Annotated in this window: 19 protein-coding genes; 13 read left to right on the forward strand and 6 right to left on the reverse strand. The window is 58.8% G+C overall.

Annotated features, from left to right (window positions below):
• The first annotated feature begins 8 nt into the window (after positions 1–8).
• The 3 genes from BMZ40_RS03370 (at position 9) to BMZ40_RS03380 (ending at position 3,095) form a co-directional block, all read left to right on the forward strand.
• Positions 9–1,688 (forward strand): sensor histidine kinase, encoded by a 1,680-nt coding sequence (locus tag BMZ40_RS03370; RefSeq protein WP_092372716.1) that lies wholly within the window; start codon positions 9–11, stop codon positions 1,686–1,688.
• Positions 1,689–1,771: 83 nt separating this feature from the next.
• Positions 1,772–2,161, forward strand: a complete 390-nt coding sequence (locus BMZ40_RS03375) for a response regulator (RefSeq protein WP_092372717.1) — start codon at positions 1,772–1,774, stop codon at positions 2,159–2,161.
• A 31-nt stretch (positions 2,162–2,192) separates the two neighbouring features.
• Positions 2,193–3,095: a response regulator gene (locus BMZ40_RS03380; RefSeq protein ID WP_092372718.1), complete on the forward strand. Its 903-nt coding sequence runs from the start codon at positions 2,193–2,195 to the stop codon at positions 3,093–3,095.
• A 23-nt stretch (positions 3,096–3,118) separates the two neighbouring features.
• Here the strand turns inward: BMZ40_RS03380 and BMZ40_RS03385 are convergent, their stop codons facing one another.
• Positions 3,119–3,640 carry a type 1 glutamine amidotransferase domain-containing protein gene (locus BMZ40_RS03385; protein WP_092372719.1) on the reverse strand — a complete coding sequence of 174 codons (522 nt, stop codon included), beginning with the start codon at positions 3,638–3,640 and terminating at the stop codon, positions 3,119–3,121.
• A 91-nt stretch (positions 3,641–3,731) separates the two neighbouring features.
• The gene (locus BMZ40_RS03390; RefSeq protein WP_245751017.1) at positions 3,732–4,622 is read right to left on the reverse strand and encodes a GGDEF domain-containing response regulator; all 891 of its coding nucleotides are present in this window, start codon (positions 4,620–4,622) and stop codon (positions 3,732–3,734) included.
• A gap of 384 nt (positions 4,623–5,006) precedes the next feature.
• Between BMZ40_RS03390 and BMZ40_RS03395 the strand changes: the two genes are divergently transcribed.
• Positions 5,007–5,774: an acyl-[acyl-carrier-protein] thioesterase gene (locus BMZ40_RS03395; RefSeq protein WP_092372720.1), complete on the forward strand. Its 768-nt coding sequence runs from the start codon at positions 5,007–5,009 to the stop codon at positions 5,772–5,774.
• 87 nt (positions 5,775–5,861) lie between these two features.
• Here BMZ40_RS03395 and BMZ40_RS03400 read toward each other — a convergent pair whose 3' ends face one another.
• The 3 genes from BMZ40_RS03400 to BMZ40_RS03410 form a co-directional block, all read right to left on the reverse strand.
• Positions 5,862–7,268 (reverse strand): M23 family metallopeptidase, encoded by a 1,407-nt coding sequence (locus BMZ40_RS03400; protein ID WP_092372721.1) that lies wholly within the window; start codon positions 7,266–7,268, stop codon positions 5,862–5,864.
• Between the two features lie 259 nt (positions 7,269–7,527).
• Positions 7,528–7,851 (reverse strand): hypothetical protein, encoded by a 324-nt coding sequence (locus tag BMZ40_RS03405; protein WP_092372722.1) that lies wholly within the window; start codon positions 7,849–7,851, stop codon positions 7,528–7,530.
• 110 nt (positions 7,852–7,961) lie between these two features.
• Positions 7,962–8,546 (reverse strand): TetR/AcrR family transcriptional regulator, encoded by a 585-nt coding sequence (locus BMZ40_RS03410; protein WP_092372723.1) that lies wholly within the window; start codon positions 8,544–8,546, stop codon positions 7,962–7,964.
• Positions 8,547–8,791: 245 nt separating this feature from the next.
• Here BMZ40_RS03410 and BMZ40_RS03415 point away from each other — a divergent pair, with 245 nt between their 5' ends.
• The 9 genes from BMZ40_RS03415 to selB all read left to right on the forward strand — a co-directional run bounded on the left by BMZ40_RS03415 (position 8,792) and on the right by selB (position 16,875).
• Positions 8,792–9,370, forward strand: coding sequence for a hypothetical protein (locus tag BMZ40_RS03415; protein ID WP_092372724.1), 579 nt, complete (start codon positions 8,792–8,794; stop codon positions 9,368–9,370).
• Positions 9,371–9,405: 35 nt separating this feature from the next.
• Positions 9,406–9,756 carry a cupin domain-containing protein gene (locus BMZ40_RS03420; protein ID WP_092372725.1) on the forward strand — a complete coding sequence of 117 codons (351 nt, stop codon included), beginning with the start codon at positions 9,406–9,408 and terminating at the stop codon, positions 9,754–9,756.
• Positions 9,757–9,767: 11 nt separating this feature from the next.
• Complete coding sequence (locus BMZ40_RS03425; protein WP_092372726.1) at positions 9,768–10,709, forward strand: cation diffusion facilitator family transporter; 942 nt, start codon at positions 9,768–9,770, stop codon at positions 10,707–10,709.
• A 56-nt stretch (positions 10,710–10,765) separates the two neighbouring features.
• Positions 10,766–10,918, forward strand: a complete 153-nt coding sequence (locus BMZ40_RS19460) for a hypothetical protein (RefSeq protein WP_177192999.1) — start codon at positions 10,766–10,768, stop codon at positions 10,916–10,918.
• Positions 10,919–11,181: 263 nt separating this feature from the next.
• Positions 11,182–11,682: a peptidylprolyl isomerase gene (locus BMZ40_RS03430; protein WP_092188381.1), complete on the forward strand. Its 501-nt coding sequence runs from the start codon at positions 11,182–11,184 to the stop codon at positions 11,680–11,682.
• A gap of 29 nt (positions 11,683–11,711) precedes the next feature.
• Positions 11,712–13,130: a 30S ribosomal protein S1 gene (locus BMZ40_RS03435; protein WP_092372727.1), complete on the forward strand. Its 1,419-nt coding sequence runs from the start codon at positions 11,712–11,714 to the stop codon at positions 13,128–13,130.
• A 56-nt stretch (positions 13,131–13,186) separates the two neighbouring features.
• Positions 13,187–13,345: a rubredoxin gene (locus BMZ40_RS03440; protein WP_043812375.1), complete on the forward strand. Its 159-nt coding sequence runs from the start codon at positions 13,187–13,189 to the stop codon at positions 13,343–13,345.
• A 97-nt stretch (positions 13,346–13,442) separates the two neighbouring features.
• Entirely contained in the window at positions 13,443–14,804 is a 1,362-nt protein-coding gene (locus BMZ40_RS03445; protein WP_092372728.1) for an aminopeptidase, read from the forward strand.
• A gap of 166 nt (positions 14,805–14,970) precedes the next feature.
• Complete coding sequence (gene selB / locus BMZ40_RS03450; RefSeq protein WP_092372729.1) at positions 14,971–16,875, forward strand: selenocysteine-specific translation elongation factor; 1,905 nt, start codon at positions 14,971–14,973, stop codon at positions 16,873–16,875.
• 630 nt (positions 16,876–17,505) lie between these two features.
• Here selB and hrpB read toward each other — a convergent pair.
• Positions 17,506–19,971, reverse strand: a complete 2,466-nt coding sequence (gene hrpB, locus BMZ40_RS03455; protein WP_092372730.1) for an ATP-dependent helicase HrpB — start codon at positions 19,969–19,971, stop codon at positions 17,506–17,508.
• Positions 19,972–19,991 lie beyond the last annotated feature (20 nt).

Raw genomic sequence — 19,991 nt, forward strand, 5'->3', positions numbered from 1 at the left:
GGGAAGACATGCGTCAGTACACAAGACAGACCATAAAGCGGAATTTTTTCGCGGCCATGCTACTGGCTCCTTTCATTCCCGTGCTGCTGGCACTTGGGACGGGTGGATATCTTTTCTGGAATCATGTGCAGCAGGGCGCGCTCAGCAGATTGACGCTCCTTTCAACAGGCAGCGCCCGAGTCGTCGACCTTTTTCTGGATGATTTCCTGGGTGACTTGACGATGGCCCAGGTCCATCTGTCCGAACATCCCGATTCCAACGGGTTGCGTACTGTTTTTGACAGACTTTCCGTCAAGCACAAGCGGCTTGTCGATGTCGCCCTGGTCGATCCAGACGGGCTGGTGAAGGCTTATGTGGGGCCCAGCGTTTACACGGGCACGCACATCGTCCCAGGACAATGGCTGGATGAGGCGCTGCAAAGGGGTAGCAGCGTAAGTGGCGTCATCTCCGGGCAGATGGGTCTGCCTCACTGCATTGTGGCGCTGCGGTTAACCTCCGGCGATGAGCCGCTCATCCTGCGCGCTTCCCTTGATTTGGAAATTTTTGCCCAGATGCTCATGGATGTACGTGGCGGGGCAACCGAACTGTTTCTCGTCAACCGGGAAGGTGAAGTCATTGCCGGAAGTGGCGGACAGATTCTGACCAGAGAGCGCGGGCTGGTTGAACATGTCTTCATGGAAAGAGTCGGGACGGCATTCCACGACTCGCCTTCCGACACGGCATATTCGAGCGTTGTCCTGCGTCATGGCGGTTGGATTCTGGCTGCACGCAAACATATGGGCGCGATTTTCAGCGCCACTGATTCGACGGCCCTTTTTTTGGGGATGTCTCTGCTGTCCGCAGGCATTGTTGTCTTCCTGTCTTCGCTTTACCTGACCGGCTACGTCGAAAAAATGCTGCGGCAGCGTGACGAGGAGCGTGAGGTGCTGCGAGAACAGCTCTATCGTGCCGGACGGCTGGCCGAGCTTGGAGAGATGGCTGCTGGATTTGCACATGAGATCAACAACCCCCTGCAGATCATGAAAAGCGACCAGGCCTACATGGAGATGCTGTTGCAGGATTTCCGGGACAGGGCCGCGTCGGACGCCGATTTTTTGGGCGACGTGAACGAGATGGCTGCGAGCATCAATCAGCTCAAGCTTCAGATCGACCGTTGTGCGCGGATCACCCATTCGATTTTGAGTTTCGGCCGGGCGGGAAACTCCGAGGCGCAAAACATCGATCTTGGCAAGTTCATTCCTGAAGTTCTGACCATGATCCAAAAAAAGATTCAACTGAGCAATATCGCCCTGCATGTCGACATGCCTGATTCACGCCTGCTTGTGCATGTCGATCCTGCCCGTTTGCAGCAGGTTCTTCTGAATCTGCTCAACAACGCCATGTACGCCGTCAGTGAGGTTTCCAATATCAGGCCCGGAGAGATCGTACTCTCATGTTCGGCCGAGGGGGCCGACCAGGTGCGTGTCGAGATCAGGGATAATGGGAGCGGGATCGGCGTGGATCAGCAGAAGCTTATTTTTACGCCCTTCTATACCACCAAGCCCGCCGGAAGCGGTACCGGTCTTGGGTTGTCATTGTGCCATGGCATAGTGGAGAGCATGAAGGGGGTTCTGGATTTTACCAGCGTGAAGGGGCAGGGGTCGGCTTTTTTTCTCCTCTTGCCCAGGGTTACATCTTCCACGGATTGACGGAACGAGGTGCGTCCGCCCTGCCGGTCTCTTTCATCAAGGCCCGGTCTGTCATGTGTATGCGAGCTTACTAAGAGGTGACTATGGATGATACATTGCGAGTCCTGCTTGTCGATGATGAGGAAAGCTATCTGGAAACCGCGGCCAAGATATTCAGGCGCAAGGGCATTGACGTGGAGCTTTGCTCAATTGGCAGGGACGTGGTGGGAATTCTCATGGAAAAGAAGTGTCAGGTGGTCGTGCTTGACCTGAAGATGCCCGGAATGACGGGGCAGGAAGTGCTCCGGGAAATCAAGGGCAGCCTGCCGGCCGTGCAGGTGATCATTCTCACCGGTCACGCCACTTCGGATGATGCAGCCATCTGCCTGACCAGTGGCGCTTTTGATTTTTTGATCAAGCCAATTGAAATGAGTCACCTTCTCGACAGGATCAAGACGGCTTACGATATGTGGAAACTTTCTTCGGACAATTGATTTTCAAAGGGAAGAGACAAGGAGATTCGCCGTGGGTAGACCGCATATTGTCATTGTTGATGATGAAGCTCGTTTTCGGGAAACGATGGCAAAAATTCTGGAACACAGAGGCTTTGTGGTCAGCTTGGTCGAAAGCGGGGATCAGGCTTTGGAATTTCTGGAAACCGCCAATCCCGACGTTGTGCTGCTTGACGTGAGAATGCCGGGACTGAGCGGAGACGAGGCCTTGCCGCGAATTTTGGGCATGAAGCCCACGGCCAGGGTCATCATCCTCACCGGGCACTGCGAGGAGCGGGCCGCGCGCAGGGCTTTTAAGGCCGGTGCGTTTGACTATCTGTGCAAACCCTGTGACATTGATGTCCTTGTGGTTCGCATCCTCGACGCGGTCCGTTCACAGATCGGTATCCAGGAACGGGAGCGGACCATCGCCGAGCTTATGATCCCCATCGACGAGTACACCTGCGTGCAGGCGTCGAGCACGGTCAGGGAGGGCATAGAGCGCCTCAAGATCGCGGCGGAAAATTTCATTTCCACAGGTTTGATCATGGAGTGCGGTCATCGGGCAGTTTTGGTTTTCGAGGGGGAAGAGCTGGTGGGCGTGCTGAACATGCGCAATCTGATCGAGGCGCTCCGGCCGGACTATATTTCCGCAGCGCACGGCGCGACCAACCATGGTGTGAAATACTCGGGAATTTTCTGGCAGGGGCTTTTCAACATCCGGGTTCGCGATCTTGAGTCCAAATGTGTGCGCGACATCATGAACCCAAGGCCGCCTGTGGTGGACAGTGACGCCAACCTGATGCAGGTGGCCGATCTTTTGAGTGCGGAAAACCGTCGCCGGGTGGCCGTCAAGCGGGACGGCAGGATCGTGGGTGTCGTGCGTGAGCAGGAGCTTTTCCACGAAATAGCCCGGCTGGTCCTGCATCGTCCCTAGACGTTCTTTTGCCGGATTGACCTTCAAGCCTTGGCGGCTTCGATGATGGCCCGCATGAAGGCCGGGAGATCATCGGGCGTGCGGCTGGTGATCATGTTCTTGTCGATGACGACCTCATGATCCTGCCATTTGGCCCCGGCGTTGACCAGATCTTCCTTGATGGCGAAAAAGGAAGTCACCGTGCGCCCCTTGAGGATGCCCGCCGAGACGAGCACCCAGCCCGCATGGCAGATGGCCGCGACGATCTTGCCCTGCTGGTCGAAGGCCCTGACCAGGCTGACGGTGTTCTGATCCCTACGCATGTGGTCGGGGGCGTATCCGCCCGGGACGATGATCCCCGCGAAGTCGGCCACCTTGATGTCCGCCGGAGCCTTTTCGGATTTGGCGGGCGTTCCGTATTTGCCTTCATAGCTTTGTCCGGCCTTGCCCGAGACCACAACGACCTGCGCTCCGGCTTCCTTGAGCCTGAAGTAGGGATACCAGAATTCATGGTCGTTGAATTGCGTTTCAACCAGAAGCACGAATTTCTTTCCAGTCAGTTCCATCATGCCCTCCGTGAAGTTTTGATTGTCATCCCTTGCTCCTGCCCGCTCAAAGCTTGGACAGGCAGGAGTGCGAAGTCAATTTGTCTTTTGCTCAGGGCAGGCTTTTCGCCCTGACGCAGTTCCGGCCGTCGTGCTTTGCCTGATAGAGCAGCTTGTCCGCCTCTTCCAGGAGCAGGGCGCGGTCGCACTGCGCGATATCGTTGCAGGTCACCGCACCGATGGACACGGTGAGGTAATCGGCGACCGAGGAATCCCGATGTTCGAGATGCAATTTTTTCAGGGCGTCGCGGATATTTTCCGCCAGGTGCAGGCAACCCGTCTCGCTTGTGTCCGGGAGCAGGATGATGAATTCCTCGCCCCCGAAGCGGGCCAGAAAGTCGGCGGGGCGGCCAAGCGAGGACTGAAGAACCCGGGCTACGGCCTTGAGGCAGTCGTCACCGGCCATGTGGCCATAGAGGTCATTGTAGTTCTTGAAGTGGTCGATATCGATGAAAAGTAGGGACAGGGGTGATTTTGTGCGCAGGGCCCTGGTCCACTCATGAGTATAAATTTCGTCGAACCTGCGCCTGTTGGGGATGTTGGTCAGTCCGTCCAGGGTGGACAGGTTTTCGAGCAGGTCTCGATTTCTCTTGAGCTCCAGATGATTACGTATCCGGGCGCGAATGATCGGGGGGCTGAAGGGCTTGCGTATGTAGTCCACGGCACCAAGTTCGAGCCCCTTGGCCTCTTCGCTGGTTTCCCATTTGGCGGTCAGAAAAACGACTGGAATGTTGTGGGTCTTTTCGTCCTTTTTTAGTTCTGCGCAAACTTCAAAACCATCCAGACCGGGCATGACGATATCCATGAGGATGAGGTCCGGCTGGGGCTCGGCGCGAGCCATATCCAGAGCCATTTCTCCCGTGGTGGCATAGGTGAGATCATGCTCGTCGCCCAGGACTATTTCGAGGGCTTTGATGTTGACGGGTTCGTCGTCAACGATCAAGATCGTGTTTTTGCTCGGAAAAGGGGATTCGATAATTACTCCTCCGGGTTTTTCGTGTGTCAAACGTACATGATCGGCTAGGACATCGTTTTAGATCTATTCGGGTTCCTAAGCATCTTCGGTCGATCATGCAACAAGGACCCATGGGCGTCGCAAAAAAATCATGTGCGCGTGCCTCAGGCAAGGTGCTCGCGGACGTGCGGATTGCCATGGCGTGAAGTCTGAAGGTGACTGCAAAACGTCGCGCGCGAGACTGTGCGTCGTTTCTCGCACTCGACGTTCATTTATATTGAAGTATCTAGGCTGGCCGGCTCCCCTTGTTCAAGGGTTTTTTTGGAACGACGTCGACCTGGATAAAAACTGTCTTAAAAAAAGGGATTGCAGATGGATACAGTAGGCGGGATGATTTTCGAGCAGGGCAGGAAGATTCAGCTCTTTCATACGGACGCAACCGGTAGGGTAACACTGGCGTCCCTGTGCCGATTTGCCCAGGAAAGCGCGGGAGGGCATGCCGAGCGCCTTGGGGTTGGCATGGAGCGGCTGGCTGGAAAGAACATGGCCTGGGTGCTGCGCGAACAGGCCATGCACGTGACGCGATACCCCGGACTGGGAGAGGTGTTGCGGATCACGACCTGGCCGACACGGGCCGAAAGGATTCTCTGCCATCGCGATTACCGCATCCTGGACGAAAGCGGGCAACTGGTCGCCCGGGGCACCAGTGCCTGGCTCGGGCTGGATCTTGCGACAAGACGTCCATGCAAGGCCGAGTCCTTTTTTCATCTGCCGGCCGAGGCCATGCTGGCGCCGGTCTTTGAGCGGCCCCTGCCGGAATTGCAGGCACCCTTGGATGGTTGTCCCTCGGACATCCGCACTGTCCGCGCAAGTGACATGGATGCCCTGGGGCATATGAACAACCTGCGTTATTTGGACTGGATCATGGACCATCTGGGCCTTTTCGGCATGAAAACGCCTTTTGGCCAAGTGCGCATTCGTCACGCGCGGGAGGTCAGGGATGGGGACAAGGTCGAGGTTCGGCACGGCTTGACGGAAGACGGCGAGGTGCTTTTGCAGATGCGTCGGCTTGATGGCGGACGGGAAGTCTGTCTTGCGCGCCTGGGCCTGAGGCCGTCGGAGCAGATTGCGCAGCAATGATCCTCGCGGGTCAGGACATGGCCCGGTATGTCGGTGGCAGGCGCTGTGCGCGAAGGGAGTGTCGGAACAAAAATCCGGCTCCCCGGACTATGGATTGGGCGTGGGGGGCTGCTCCAGGCTTGCGGACTGAACGGGCTCTTCGAGTTGTGCCATGTAAGCGGCCACGGCGGCCTTGAAGGCAGGCATATCCTTGCTTGCGATGGGGTCGGCCGGCATGGTCTTGAGTTTCAAGGGGTTGATGAGCTTGCCGTTTTGCCTCATGCGGAAGTCAAGATGCGGGCCCGTTGCGTAACCTGTGCTGCCGACATAGCCGATGGTCTGGCCCTGCTTCACCTTGGCGCCTTTCTTGGAAGCCTTGGCGAATTTGCTCATGTGATTGTAGATGGTCTCATAGCCGTTGCTGTGGATCACGCGCACGAAACGGCCCTGGGACTTGTTGGAGCCCACCTGCGCGATAATTCCGTCGGCGACCGTGCTGATCGGTGTTCCGGTGGGCGCGGCGTAATCGATGCCCTGATGCGGACGTCTGTATTTCAGGATGGGGTGCATGCGGCTCATGGAATAGCCGGAAGAGATGCGAGTGAAGGGCAGCGGAGACTTGAGGAACGCCTTGCGTAGCGGACGTCCTTTTTCGTCGTAGTAGGCCGTGTTGCCTTTCTTGTCCGTATATTGATAGGCGCGGTAGGTCTGCCCCTGGTTGGTGAAGCTGGCCGCCATGAGTTGCCCGTAGCCGACGAATTTGCCTTCCCTGAATTTTTTCTCGACGATGACCCTAAAAGAGTCCCCGGTGCGCAGGTCTCGCGTGAAGTCCACGTCATAGGCGAAAACGTTGCCCAGCCTGATGGCCAGTTCCTCGCTTTCACCGGCGGAGGTCACCGCTCCGAACAGACTGCTTTCAACCATTCCCGAAACGTTCTTTGTTTCCATCTCGTAGGGAATGGCTTCGCGCCGGAATTCATAGCCGGAATCGGTCAGGGAAACCACCAGGCGTTCGTTGGAATCGATTTCATATTCCAGGCCGACCAGGGCCTTGTTGGAATAGATCATGGTCCAGGGCTGGCCTGCCCTGAGGCTGTCCAGGGGATAGAAATCCTTGCTTTCGTTGCACAGGGAATAGATCTCGGAGAGTCCGAGGTGTCCTTCCAGGAGGGTCGAAGGAGTATCGCCGCGCTTTATCGTGTCGCTCATGCGAGTGATTTCAGGCTCCCGTGGGGCGCATGCCTCGGGCAGTTCCTCGCTCTCCTGCTCCTGTTCGGCGAATGCTCCGTCGTCTTTGATGTCCTGGTATTCGTGGCGGGTGGCGATGCCTTGAGCGCTCCAGTCGATGCTGGACTGCGTTTCGTTGGGGGAGAGGAAGTTGAAAAAAATGGCGGCCCCGATAAGCAGCGCGCCCAGGAAGGCGAAGAAGGGCATGGTCAGCCTGGAAGGCGCGGATTTGCGCTTCAGGGACAGGTTGGCAGGCCGGTGGATTTTATGTCGATTCTTTTTTGTCATACGTCCATATGCGGTTTAAGCGATGGCCCAGATGATGCGTCGATCGGCGGTGCACGGCCACACCCGGGCTTAGCGAGGAATTGATGGGCCCTCATAGCCGTGTAAGACGTCAAGCTCAAGCACTTGTTTCCCGCAAGGATGCTTCCGGGAGTTGCCAATGCTTGGCCGATTTGACGCGGGCTTGATGCCTGAATGCTTGATGCGCCCGGCGAAGAGTCGCTCGGGCCGCCCGAAACCGACTTTTCTAGCGGAGAATTTTTTAGCCGGGGACTTCGTCGCTGACGCCGCCGAGCATCTCAATGCCCATTTCGAAACAGTCGGAAGACTGTTCTGGTCGGACCAAGCACCAACGTACGCGTCCCACCCGTTTTCCGATCCCGGTCACTTTGTTGCCGAGGGCACTCCCCTGCACATCCACCTTGACGTATTGTCCTGCACCAAGCGGTATGTTCGTTTCGAGCAGGAGCCCGTTGTAGCAGTAGTTGAGAACCCGCGAGGGGCGCTTGGCGGGATTGTTCGCGGCAGGGAGCATGTCGCAAGGTTCCAGACATGCGAATCGTGGCCATTTTCTTTTTTCAAGCATGGTTTGCTCCTGCACCGTCCGAGAGGATGGTGAAAAGGTGTCCGGGAGATTGATTCCCGATATACCTTGCCGGGGCAAAAGGCCACTTGGAAAACGGAGGAAGTTCCCGGCTAGCGGGCTTTTAGGCCGTAAATGACAAAATCGACGATATCGTCGAACAGGCCGTCGTCCCCGTAGGGGGTCAAGAGGCCGTGTCGGATGCCGCCGACTAGGTTGCAGAAAACGACGACCGAGGTTTTGTGAGGGTCGAGATCGCGGATGCTGCCGTCCCGTACCCCGCGTTTCACGCACTCTTCGAGAATTTCGTAGAGTTCCGAGAAGTTGCGGATCATCACGTCCTTGTCTTCGACGGTCTTCAGATCGCTGAACGGCGAGCAGCGTACCAGGACCATGAAATCCTGACGGGGATTGCGGGCGAAGTCGAAATAGGTCTTGGCGAAAATGCGGACCGCTTCAAGGCCATTGGGGACGCCTTGCAGGTTGGTGCGCATGGTCTGGACGAGTTCATGTACGACATCGAGACCGGCCGTGAGGAAGAGTTTTTCCTTGTTGCCGAAATGATGGGTCAGAAGCCCGAGGGCCACGCCGGCCCGTTCCGAGATTTTCTTGAACGTCGTTTCCGAATAACCGTGTTCGCTGAACAGTTCCTTGGCAGCCTTGAGCAGCAGTTCTTTTTTTGTCGGTCCCATAGCCATGATGGTTTTTCTCGTGCGTCTGATGGTGGGTAACGAAATAGGGTGATCCGAAGCTTTGAAAAATGTCCTCCCCGGCGGACAGTGGAGAACGCGAAGGCGAAAAATCAGGCTAACTCTTTAAATTGAATACCCAATCAATATGCGTGGTCTTGTTTTTTGTCAACGAGGCTCGGGATTTCGCATAAATTGACAAACAACGCTCTGATCTTGAATAAGAAGCGTCCACCGTCGACGAGGAGCAATGAATGAATGCCTTGAAATACTGGTCCGGATACATGCTGTCGGCCCTGCGCGCCCGTCTTTACGGATTGCGGCCGGGCAGGAGATCCTTGGTCAAGAACGACCGGGTTCGCAACAGCCCCCTTTATGACGATGTCTGCGCCTGGCAAAAGGCGCAGATGGAGTCCATGACGTTTGAAAACGACCGCCCCACCAAGGAGCTCAAGGGCACAGTGGACCTGTCGCTCATGCGTCGCATCCACCGACGCACCCTGCTTGAGATCAGGCACGAGCTCGGAGATCTCTGGCGTCCTTCGTCGGTAACCATGAACGAGGGACGCGGGATCAGCCTGGATCAGTCCATAGCCATCATGCACCGGTTGCGTGACGCCGGTTTTCCCGACGATTCACTCGGCGTGGTTTCGGTTGAGTTCGCGGGCAGAAGGCACTCCTTTGCCATTGTCCAGGATCGTACGGACGATTTCTGGATGCTGGACAACGGAAAATTTTCCTACTGTCCGGTACGCGGAAGTGTTTTTCTGGCCGTGCGCAAGGATGTGCATGTGCTCATCGGATTCAATTTTTTTGATGTCTGGAACTACTGAACCGGCTTTGCAACACGCCGGAAGGAAGGGATAAAATGAAAATCATGCCTACCGAGGCCGCACAGGCCGTGCATTTTGATTCGGAAGCCGCCAGGGGGGTGACGGGCAGGGTGGTCATCGGGCGAATCGACGGCGCAAACAATTTCTGCATGCGCCGCTTTGATCTTGCGCCGGGCGGACATACCCCGCGCCATGCCCACGCCTGGGAGCACGAGATCTTTTTTCACGCAGGCGAAGGCGAGGTGTACCACGACGGTCAATGGACCCGCGTCGTTCCGGGAGACGCGGTCTTCGTGCCCGGGGACCAGGAGCATCAAATCCGCAACGCCGGAGACTCCGCGCTGACATTCATCTGTCTGGTTCCCGCCGGAGCGCCTGAAATCTAAAGAGGTCCGCGATGTTGGCCCACGCCCGGAAATACGCCTATCTTTCCATTGGCGCCTCGCTTTTGACCATGGCCCTGAAATTCGGGGCGTTTTTCCTGACCGGGTCGGTGGGGCTTTTTTCCGATGCCGTGGAGTCCGTGGTCAATCTGACCGCAGGACTCATTGCGCTCATGGCCATTATCCTGGCGTATCGTCCGGCCGATCAGAGCCATGCCTACGGGCATGGCAAGGTCGAGTATTTTTCCAGCGGCATGGAAGGCATATTGATCTGTATCGCGGCGCTAGGTATCGCCTACGCCTCGGTGCAGCGTTTTTTGCATCCGCAGGAGCTGCATTTCCTGGGAACGGGCATTGTCGTGGCCACCTTGGCCGGCGTCGTCAATTTCGCAGTGGCCAGGATAATGCTCCGGGCCGCCCGCGAATACGACAGCATCGTGCTTGAGGCCGACGCAAGGCACCTGCTGACCGATGTCTGGACATCGGCCGGACTGGTGGCCGCCCTGGCGGTCATGCATTTCGCGCCGCCGTCCTGGCAGATACTTGATCCGATTCTGGGTCTCGTCATGTCCGTCAACATCGTCTGGACCGGACTGAGCCTGGTTCGCAAGTCGGTCGCGGGGCTCATGGACGTCGGTCTGCCCGCGGATGAAGTTGCCCTGATCACGGATGCCATAAGGCGCATCGGCGGGATCGAATCGGGATTTCACGCTCTGCGCACACGCAAATCCGGAGTCGTCAGATTCGTGGATTTTCATCTGCTCGTGCCCGGAGCCATGACGGTGCAGCAGTCGCACGACCTGTGCTGCGAGATCGAGGAAGCCATAAAGGCAGCCCTGCCGGGCAGCCAGACCACCATCCATGTGGAGCCCCGCGAGGACTATGCCTCGTTTGACGGCTGGAAGGTGGGAGGTCTCTGCGACAGGTCCGCCTGCAAAAAAGGCAGGCAGGATTGAACGTAGTACGCGGCGGGGCTTTGAAGTCCCGGCGAACGTCCGTGATGGAGGTTTTGATGTTGAAAAAATTGGTGGTGCTGGTCTGTCTGGCGGCCTTTTTGGGCGTCGGGTGTTCGACCGTGGGTGAAGTGACCGGCAAGACGGTCAAGGGCGTTGAAAACGCAGCCGACGATTTCAAGGAAGGTTATCGCAAGGGCAAGAGCGAGTGAGGGCTCGGCGGTGTGCGGCTGCTTCGGGTTGAAGTCACGCCCGCACGGCCTTGAAGATGAGCTTTTTTACCTTTTTTGGCGAATGATCCAGGCATGTTGCCCTGCTTGGCGGGCATGAGTGCGCCATGTGATATTCGCTTCGTTTCAGGGGCCTGCTGCTCCCGGGAAACCATTTGGCCGGGACACGGCAAAGAGTTTGCCAAATTGGGGAGAGCCGTATATTTTTATGCTCCTTTATTGGAGACCATTTTCTGGAGGGAAGAATGAGCAATCCGGTGGTCCTGGTGGACACGACCAAAGGAGAATTTCTGGTTGAACTGTTCGCGGACAAGGCGCCGCTGACCGTGGCCAATTTTTTGGGTTATGTGGACGATGATTTCTATGTAGGCACCCTGTTTCACCGGGTCGTGAAAGGGTTCATGGTTCAGGGCGGTGGACTCGACAACATGATGCGCGAAAAGCCTACCCGGCCGCCTGTCGCCAATGAGGCCGCAAACGGCCTCAAGAATGTCGAAGGCACCGTGGCCATGGCTCGCACCGCCGATCCGCACAGCGCCTGCGCCCAGTTTTTTATTAACACGGTCGATAACCCGGACCTTGATCATCAGGGAGAGGACGAGTTCGGCTATTGCGTTTTCGGTCAGGTCATTGACGGGATGGATGTGGTCAAGAAAATTGAAAAAGTCCGGGTCAAGGCCCAGGGCGATCACGAACACGCACCCGCCGATCAGGTGTCCATTAACTCCATTACCCGTTTCGAATGACGGTTTACGGTGAAGTAAGGTAGTCAATCATGAGTGAAGATTTTGCCGAGCTGTTCGCATCCTATGAATCCCAGCGCAAGACAGCCCTCAAGGCAGGGGACAAGATTTCCGGTACAGTGATTTCCATTGGTCAGAAGGCCGCTTTCATTGATTGCGGAGCGGCCGTGGACGGTATCGTGGACCGCGAGGAATTGCTGAACGACGACGGAGAGCTGAGTGTCGCCGAGGGCGATACGCTGGAACTTTACGTGGTGGGCGTGACCGACGACAGCGTGCGTTTGTCCAAGGCACTGACCGGCATCGGCGGCCTCAATATGCTCGAAGACGCCTATAACAGCGGCGTGCCGGTGGAAGGGAAAGTGCGCGAGCAGATCAAGGGCGGCTTTCATGTAGAGGTATTGAAGCATCGTGCCTTCTGTCCTGTTTCCCAGATCGATGCGCGCTACGTCGCGACCCCCGAGGATTATGTCGGGCAGACTCTGCAGTTTCGGATCACCAAGGTTTCCGAGAACGGACGCAACATCGTCGTGTCCCGCCGGGCCTTGCTCGAAGAGGAGCAGAAGCAGGCCAGCGCCAGCTTTTTCGAGACGGTCAGCGAAGGCGACATCGTCGAGGGTACGGTCACCCGCCTGGCCGCTTTCGGAGCCTTTGTGGAGCTGGTTCCGGGCGTGGAAGGGCTGGTGCATATTTCCGAGATTTCCTGGGCCAGAATCCAGAGCCCCGAGGAGATCCTGAGCATGGGCGACAAGGTGCGGGTCAAGTATCTGGGCACAAGCGCGGGTAAGAAGCCCGGCGAGACCCGTCTGTCCCTGTCCATCAAGCAGGCGCAGGATGATCCCTGGAAGACCGTGGGCGATCGCTTCAAGGATGGCGACAAGGTCACCGGCAAGGTGGTCAAGCTCATGGATTTTGGCGCCTTCGTGGAGATCGCTCCCGGCATCGAAGGACTGGTTCACGTCAGCGAGATGAGCTACGCCAAGCGTATCAACAAGCCCGGCGACGTGGTCCAGGTCGGCGACATGGTCGCGGCCGTGATCAAGCAGGTCGATGTGGAGAAGCAGCGCATTTCGCTCAGCATGCGTGACGCCGAAGGTGATCCGTGGCTCAATGTGGCCGAGAAATATCCCGTGGGCCAGGCCGTGCAGGGCACCGTGGAGAAACGCCAGCAGTTCGGTCTCTTCATTTCCCTGGAGCCGGGCGTGACCGGACTTCTGCCCCAGTCGGTCATGTCCCGGGCTGACGGCGAGATCAAATACGACAAGCTGGCTCCCGGCGATACCGTGGTGGTCAGCATCGAGAGCGTGAACACCCGTGAGCGCAAGATCAGCCTTGGAACCGGCAAGAAAGAGGAAGTGTCGGACTGGAAGGGTTACAAGCCCCAATCTTCAGGAGCCGACATGGGCTCTTTGGGTAGCGCCCTGGCCGAGGCTCTGAAGAAGAAAAGCTAGGCTTTTTGACGAGAGTAGACTCGTTCACCTTAAATTCAATGGAGGCTTCTATGGCCATGGAACGATGGGAATGTCCGTGCGGCTATGTTTATGATCCGGCGGAAGGCGACGCGGAAAACAACATTCCGGCCGGCACCGCTTTCGAGGATCTGCCCGAGGATTGGGTCTGCCCCAAGTGCGGCGCGGAAAAAGAGTTTTTCGACAAGATGGATTGATGCCGGATTGTCCTCGGTTTTGTGGGGAGCAGGAAGTGATTCCGCTCCCTTTTTTTCGTTTCCGGGCGCTTGCCCGTGTTGCAAGGGGAGGCTTACGATGGATGAGGTGTTGAAGCACAAGGCGGCAAGTTGCTGGGAACGCTACACGGCCAGCGATGACAGGGCTGCCATGGATCTTTTGGCCAGCGAGTTCCTTGACTTTCTGACCCGGTGCAAGACCGAACGCGAAACCATCGCCTGGGTGGCGGAGCAGGCTGCGGCCCGCGGATTTTCCGATGACTTGCGTCAGGATCTGGTCATCCTGCCTTTTCGTTCCAAGGCCGCCATCCTGGCGCGGCGGGGCACGAAGCCCCTGGCCGAGGGCCTGCGCCTGATCACGGCCCACGCCGACACCCCGCATCTGGACCTCAAACAGCATCCGTTGCACGAGGAATGTCAGGTCGCGCTCATGAAGACGCATTATTACGGCGGCCTCAAGAAATATCAGTGGCTGGCCAGGCCGTTGGCGCTGCACGGCACCATCGTGGACATGGACGGCCGGGTCATTCCGGTCTGCATCGGCGAGGACGAGGCTGACCCGGTCTTCACGGTTCTGGACCTGCTGCCGCATCTGGCCCGCAAGCAGCGCGAGGAAACAGTGGAGAAGGCTTTCGTGGCCGAGAAGCTCAATATCGCCATCGGCCATGAACCGGCCGAGACCGACGAGGAAGCCAAGGTCCGGCAGCGTGTGCTGGAGCTTCTTTACGGGCGTTACGCCATTCGCGAGGAAGACCTTTACAGCGCCGAGTTGCAGATTGTGCCCTCGGGCAAGGCCCGGTTCGTGGGCCTCGACCGCGCGCTTCTCGGCGGATACGGTCAGGACGATCGGCTGTGCGTGTTCGCGGCCTTCAAGGCCTTCATGGACGCGCCAAGCGGGGATCACACCCAGATTCTGCTGTTGTGGGACAAGGAGGAGATCGGCTCCGACGGAGCGACTGGCGCCAAATCCCGTTTCATGGAATACGCCTTGGAAGACATCCTCGATGCCTGGGAGCCGGGCACCCGGCTGCGTCACGTACTGGGCCGGACCAAGGCCGTGTCCGCCGACGTGCATTGCCCCATGGACCCGGACTATCAGGATGTGCATGACAAATATAACGCCTCCCTGCTCGGGTATGGCCCGGTCTTTTCCAAATTTACCGGCCATGGCGGCAAATACGGAGCCAGCGAGGCCGACTGCGAATACGTGGCCTGGTTCAGGAAGCTGCTGAGCGCAGAGAACATCCCCTGGCAGATGGCCGAGATGGGCAAGGTGGACGAGGGCGGGGGCGGCACGGTGGCCAAGGAGCTGGCGGTTTACGGCATGGAGATCATCGATTTCGGTCCCGGAGTCCTGTCCATGCACAGCCCCTTCGAGATCAGCTCCAAGGCCGATCTCTTGGCCACGGTACACGCCTACAACGCTTTTTACCGCAGTTAGCAGGCCGCCCCAAAATCAAATAATTCGCAGGCTGCTGAAAAATGGTGAGATGCAAGGAAACGAAAAAATCCAGGACGCGCGGTGTATTGTGACATACATAAGCGGTCTGGATTTTTTCGCTGACGCCGCAGATCGCCGTTTTTCAGCGGCCTGCTAGGAGAGACGCATGCCTGTCATCATGGGTACGGCCGGACATATCGACCACGGCAAGACGAGCCTCATCAAGGCCTTGACCGGCATCAATTGCGACCGGCTGGCCGAGGAGCAGAAGCGCGGCATCACCATTGAGCTCGGCTTCGCCTACCTGGACCTGACCCCCGAGGTGCGCCTTGGCATCATCGACGTGCCGGGCCACGAACGCTTCGTGAAGAACATGGTCTCCGGTGCGGCGGGCATCGATTTTGTGCTTCTGGTCATCGCCGCCGACGAAGGCATCATGCCCCAGACCCGGGAGCACCTTGAAATCTGTTCGCTCCTTGGCATCCGGGCCGGGCTTGTGGCCCTGACCAAGACGGACATGGTCGAGGAAGACTGGCTTGAACTGGTGCACGAGGAGGTTCAGACGTATCTTGCCGGATCATTTCTGGAAGGCGCGCCTATTGTCCCGGTTTCGGCCCATACGGGCGTGGGGCTGGAAGAGCTTAAAGGCTATGTCGCTGAACTGTCCTCGACCTTTGCCCCGGACCGGCGTTCGGATCTGTTCCGTCTGCCCGTGGACCGCGTCTTCACCATGAAAGGCCATGGCACGGTCGTGACCGGTACCTCCATTTCCGGTGCCTTGCGTCTGGGCGAGGAGATCGAGATCGTTCCGTCCGGGCACCGCTCCAAGGTGCGCGGTCTGCAGGTGCATGGCACGGCGGCCGAAGTGGCCAGGGCCGGTGAGCGCACCGCAGTCAACCTCTATGGATTGGAGGTGGCGGAGCTTGAGCGCGGCGAAGTGCTGGCGCATCCCCAGACCCTTTTTCCGTCGCCGGTCTGGGATGTGGAGATGACCTGCCTGTCGTCTTCGCCCAACCCTTTGAAGCACCGTACGGAAGTCCATTTTCATCACGGCTCGCGCGAGATCCTGGCCAAGCTCTTCTTTCTCGACCGGGACAAGCTCGAACCCGGCGAGACGGCGGTCTGTCAGGTCCGCTTTCCGCGTCCACTGCCCGGCGTTTACGGGGATCGTTGCATCGTGCGTTCGTTTTCGCCCCTTCAGACCGTGGCCGGCGGGCGGATCATCAATCCCCTGGGTCGCAAGGTTCGCCGTCATTCCAAGGATATGGAAACCCTGTCCAGCCTGGGCGCCGCCACGGGCGAAGAGCTTCTTCTGGCTCAGTTGCGGCTGGCCGGGCGCGGCGGGCTGACCGTGGCTGAGCTGCGCATCATGACCGACATGGAGTCCAAGCTCCTGGATAAGACCTTGCAGATTTTGGGCGGCAAACAGCTGGCCTTCCAGTTCGACCGCGACGACAAACGCTTCGTGGGCGCGGACGTGCTTGACGGTCTGGCCGGGGCCTGCCTTGAATACCTGGGCGAATACCATCGCCGCGAGCCCATGCGTCAGGGCCTGTCACGGGCCGAGCTGATTTCCGGATTCGGTCGGGGTATGCACCCGAAGCTGGTGCACTTTCTGGTTGAGCGGCTGGTCAAATCAGGACAGGTGCTGCTCGAAGCCGACATCTTGCGCCTGCCCGGACACGTGGTCTCCCTGGCCTCGGATCAGTCGGGTCTGCGCACGCTCATGGAGACGACTTATGTACAGGCGGGATTCATGCCGCCGACAACCAAGGCTTTTCTGGAGGAAAACGGGCTGACCGCCAAGGATGTAGCGCAGATGTTCCGGCTGCTCATGGAAGAGGGCGTGCTCATCAAGGTCAGTGAGGAATTTTATTACGCCAAGTCGGCCATGGACGAAATCATCGGTCGCGTGCGGAGCTTCTTCGAATCCAACCAGGAGATGGGCCCCCAAGATTTTCGCGATCTGACAGAGTTGACGCGCAAATTCGCCATCCCGGTGCTCGAGTACCTGGACAAGGAAAAGATCACCATGCGTATTGGGGACAAGAGGCAGATTCGCAAAAGATAGGGGCGACTTGTCGGGTGTTCTTGGTGAAGGCACGAATTTTCGCGGCAGCGGGAATTGGTGCCTTTTGTTTTTTATCGAGGGATCGTGTCAGGATGCCGCGTTCCGTCGCGGACCGGGCAAGGTCTGCCGGAACTCCCTCGCGGGCCTCGTAATGCTTCCCGACCTTGAGCTTCGGGCAGGAAGCAGCGCGTTGTGCGCGGCACGGCCGAGAAGCAAACGATGCTTGGCTCGGTCAAACAGCCGACAGCTCTTACCCGGCCCACGCCAGAACGCTTGAGCTGGTGCGAACGGGTGTGAAGAAAGAAATATGTGAATGGGGTGCAGGGGGCGAGTCCCCTGCCCGCCGGAGGCATGGCTTTCGCCGGGATACGCGTTCCGGCGCGGACCGGGCAAGGTCTGCCGGAACTCCCTCGCGGGCCTCGTAATGCTTCCCGACCTTGAGCTTTGGGCAGGGAGCAGCGCGTTGTTCGTCTTACGGCCGGGAAGCAAACGATGCCAAGCTCGGTCAAACAGCCGACAACCCTTGCCCGGCCCACGCCGGAACGCTTGAGCTGGTGCGAACGGGTGTGAAGAAAGAAATATGTGAATGGGGTGCAGGGGGCGAGTCCCCTGCCCGCCGGAGGCATGCCTTTATCTTGGTGTCATGGCCTTCTTTGTTTTGGCGGTGGGCATGGCTGTGGCCGGGTCTTCGGGCCATGGGTGTTTGGGGTAGCGTCCGCGCATTTCGGCGCGGACGAGGGGGTAGGCGTTTTTCCAGAACGAGGGCAAGTCACGGGTGACTTGCAGGGGGCGGCCGGCTGGTGAGAGCAGGTGCAGGACCAGGGGGTGGCGTCCGTCTGCCAGGGTGGGTGTGGTGGCGCAGCCGAACATTTCCTGCAATTTGACCGGGAGGATAGGCCCGGATTCGGGGCTGTAGTCGATCTTGCGTTTCGCCCCTGTAGGGACGGTCATGAATTCGGGTGCAAGGCGATCCAGTTCACGCAACTTCTTCCATCCGACCAACGCCTTGAGCGCCTGAAACAGCTCCATCTTGCTCAGATCCGTACCGGAGCGTGCGCCAGTTGCGAAGGGCCCGAGCCAAGCCTCGATATCGCGAAGCAATGCGTCATCGGACATGTCCGGCCATCCCTCTGGATCCAGGCCGCGTAGAAACATGATCCGATCCCGCAGGTTTGTGCATTCGTCATTCCAGTTCAGGCGCGACAGATCCTTTTGTCCCTGCAGCAGTGCCTTGGTCACAGTTTCCGGATCGGCCGCGAGATTCTCCTCCTTCACGCAGAGCGCATCGAGCATGGTCCTGCGCAGGCTGATCACGCGGTCCTTGGCCAAGTCCAGCCATACTTCCTCGATGACGCGCAGCTGGTCGCCAAAATGCATTTCCAATTCACCCAGCGAAACCGGGGCAGACTGCCAGATTTTTGCTCCGGCCGCGTCTCCGTCCAGATCGGCAATGGCCAGAAATTCGTGTCCTGTCAGGACGTTTGGTCCAGGCCACACGGCCTTGCGGCCGCTGGCCAGACGATAGGTTCCGTCCTCCTGGCGGCGGGCGATGCGGTCCGGGTAAGCCAGTGCGGTGAGGATTCCGGCGGCTTCCGGGTCGGGCTGTTCCAGTTTGACCGAGGCCAGCCTGGCGATCTGTTCCATACTGGCGCGCAGGGTGTCTTTGCGTGAAAGGGGATTGGGATGAGTGCGCAGCGTATCGCGCAGGTCCGAGGAACCGCGCATGCTCCGGCCCGGTTCACCCAGGATTGCGGCCAGATAGGCGGCGGTTGGGGCGAGGCTGTGTTTTTTGGCCGTGAGCACCATATGTCCAAGGCGCGGATGCAGGGGCAGGAGCGCCATTTCACGGCCGTGGGGGGTGATGCGTCCCTTGTCGTCCACTGCCTCCAGGCTTTGCAACAGATGCAGGGCGCTCTTGTAATGCCCGGCCGGGGGCGGCGTGAGCCAGGACAGGGCACCGGGGTCGGTGGCGCCCCACAGGGCCAGGTCGAGTACCAGCGAGGCTAGGTCGGCTTCCAGCATCTCCGGAGCGGGGAAGGGCTTGCGGCTGATCTCGTCGGCCTGGTCCCAGATGCGGAAACAGATGCCGGGTTCAGTACGTCCGGCCCGGCCTCGGCGCTGGGTCACGGTGGCCAGGGAGGCAGGTTCCGTGACCAGAACCGTCATGGAACTCTTGGGATCGAAGCGCGGCAATCGGGCCAGACCGCTGTCGACGACGATGCGCACTCCTTCGATGGTCAGAGATGTCTCGGCGATGGCCGTGGCCAGGACGATCTTGCGCGTGCCGGGCATCGGGGGAGCTATGGCCTTGTCCTGTTCGATGGCGGTCAGGGCGCCGAGCAGGGGGTGAATTTCGACTCCGGCTCCGGGGTTTTCGAGCAGTTCCGCAGTGCGCCTGATTTCACGGGCTCCGGGCAGGAAGGCCAGTATGCTCCCCTGCTCCGTGGCCAGGGCATGACGAATGGCCCTGGCCATGCGTTCTTCAAGAAAACGCCCGGACAGACGCAGATAACGGGTTTCCACTTCATGTGGCTGTCCTGGGCAGCTTAGGATTCTGCATGGCTCAAGGAGTTCGGCCACGGCCGCAGCGTCCAGTGTGGCGGACATGACCACCAGTCGCAGGTCCGGGCGCAGTGCGTCCCGAATCTCAAGGCATAGGGCCAGGCCAAGGTCGGCCTGCAGGCTGCGCTCGTGGTACTCGTCGAAAATGACACAACCGTAGCCTGAAAGCCCGGGATCGTGTTGCAGCATTCGGGTCAGGATGCCTTCGGTCACGACTTCGATCCGCGTGGCGCTTGAGACCCGAATATCGAGGCGGGTGCGGTAGCCCACGCGCTCACCGGCTTTTTCTCCCAGAAGTCCGGCCATGTGGCGGGCCGCGGCCCGTGCGGCCAGTCGTCTGGGCTCGAGCATGAGGATCTTGTTTCTGCCCAGCCAGGCCGCGTCGAGCAGGGCCAGGGGAATACGCGTGGTTTTGCCGCTGCCAGGAGGGGCATGGACCAGGCAGGCGGTTTTTGAGGTCAGCGTACGCGCAAGCTCGGGCAGGAGCGCGTCAATTGGAAGATTGGGGGCAAGAGTTGGGGGAAGAGTGGGCATGGGCGACGGATCGTCTTGTG

It is taken from the genome of Desulfomicrobium apsheronum (assembly GCF_900114115.1).
Taxonomy (GTDB): Bacteria; Desulfobacterota; Desulfovibrionia; order Desulfovibrionales; family Desulfomicrobiaceae; genus Desulfomicrobium; species Desulfomicrobium apsheronum.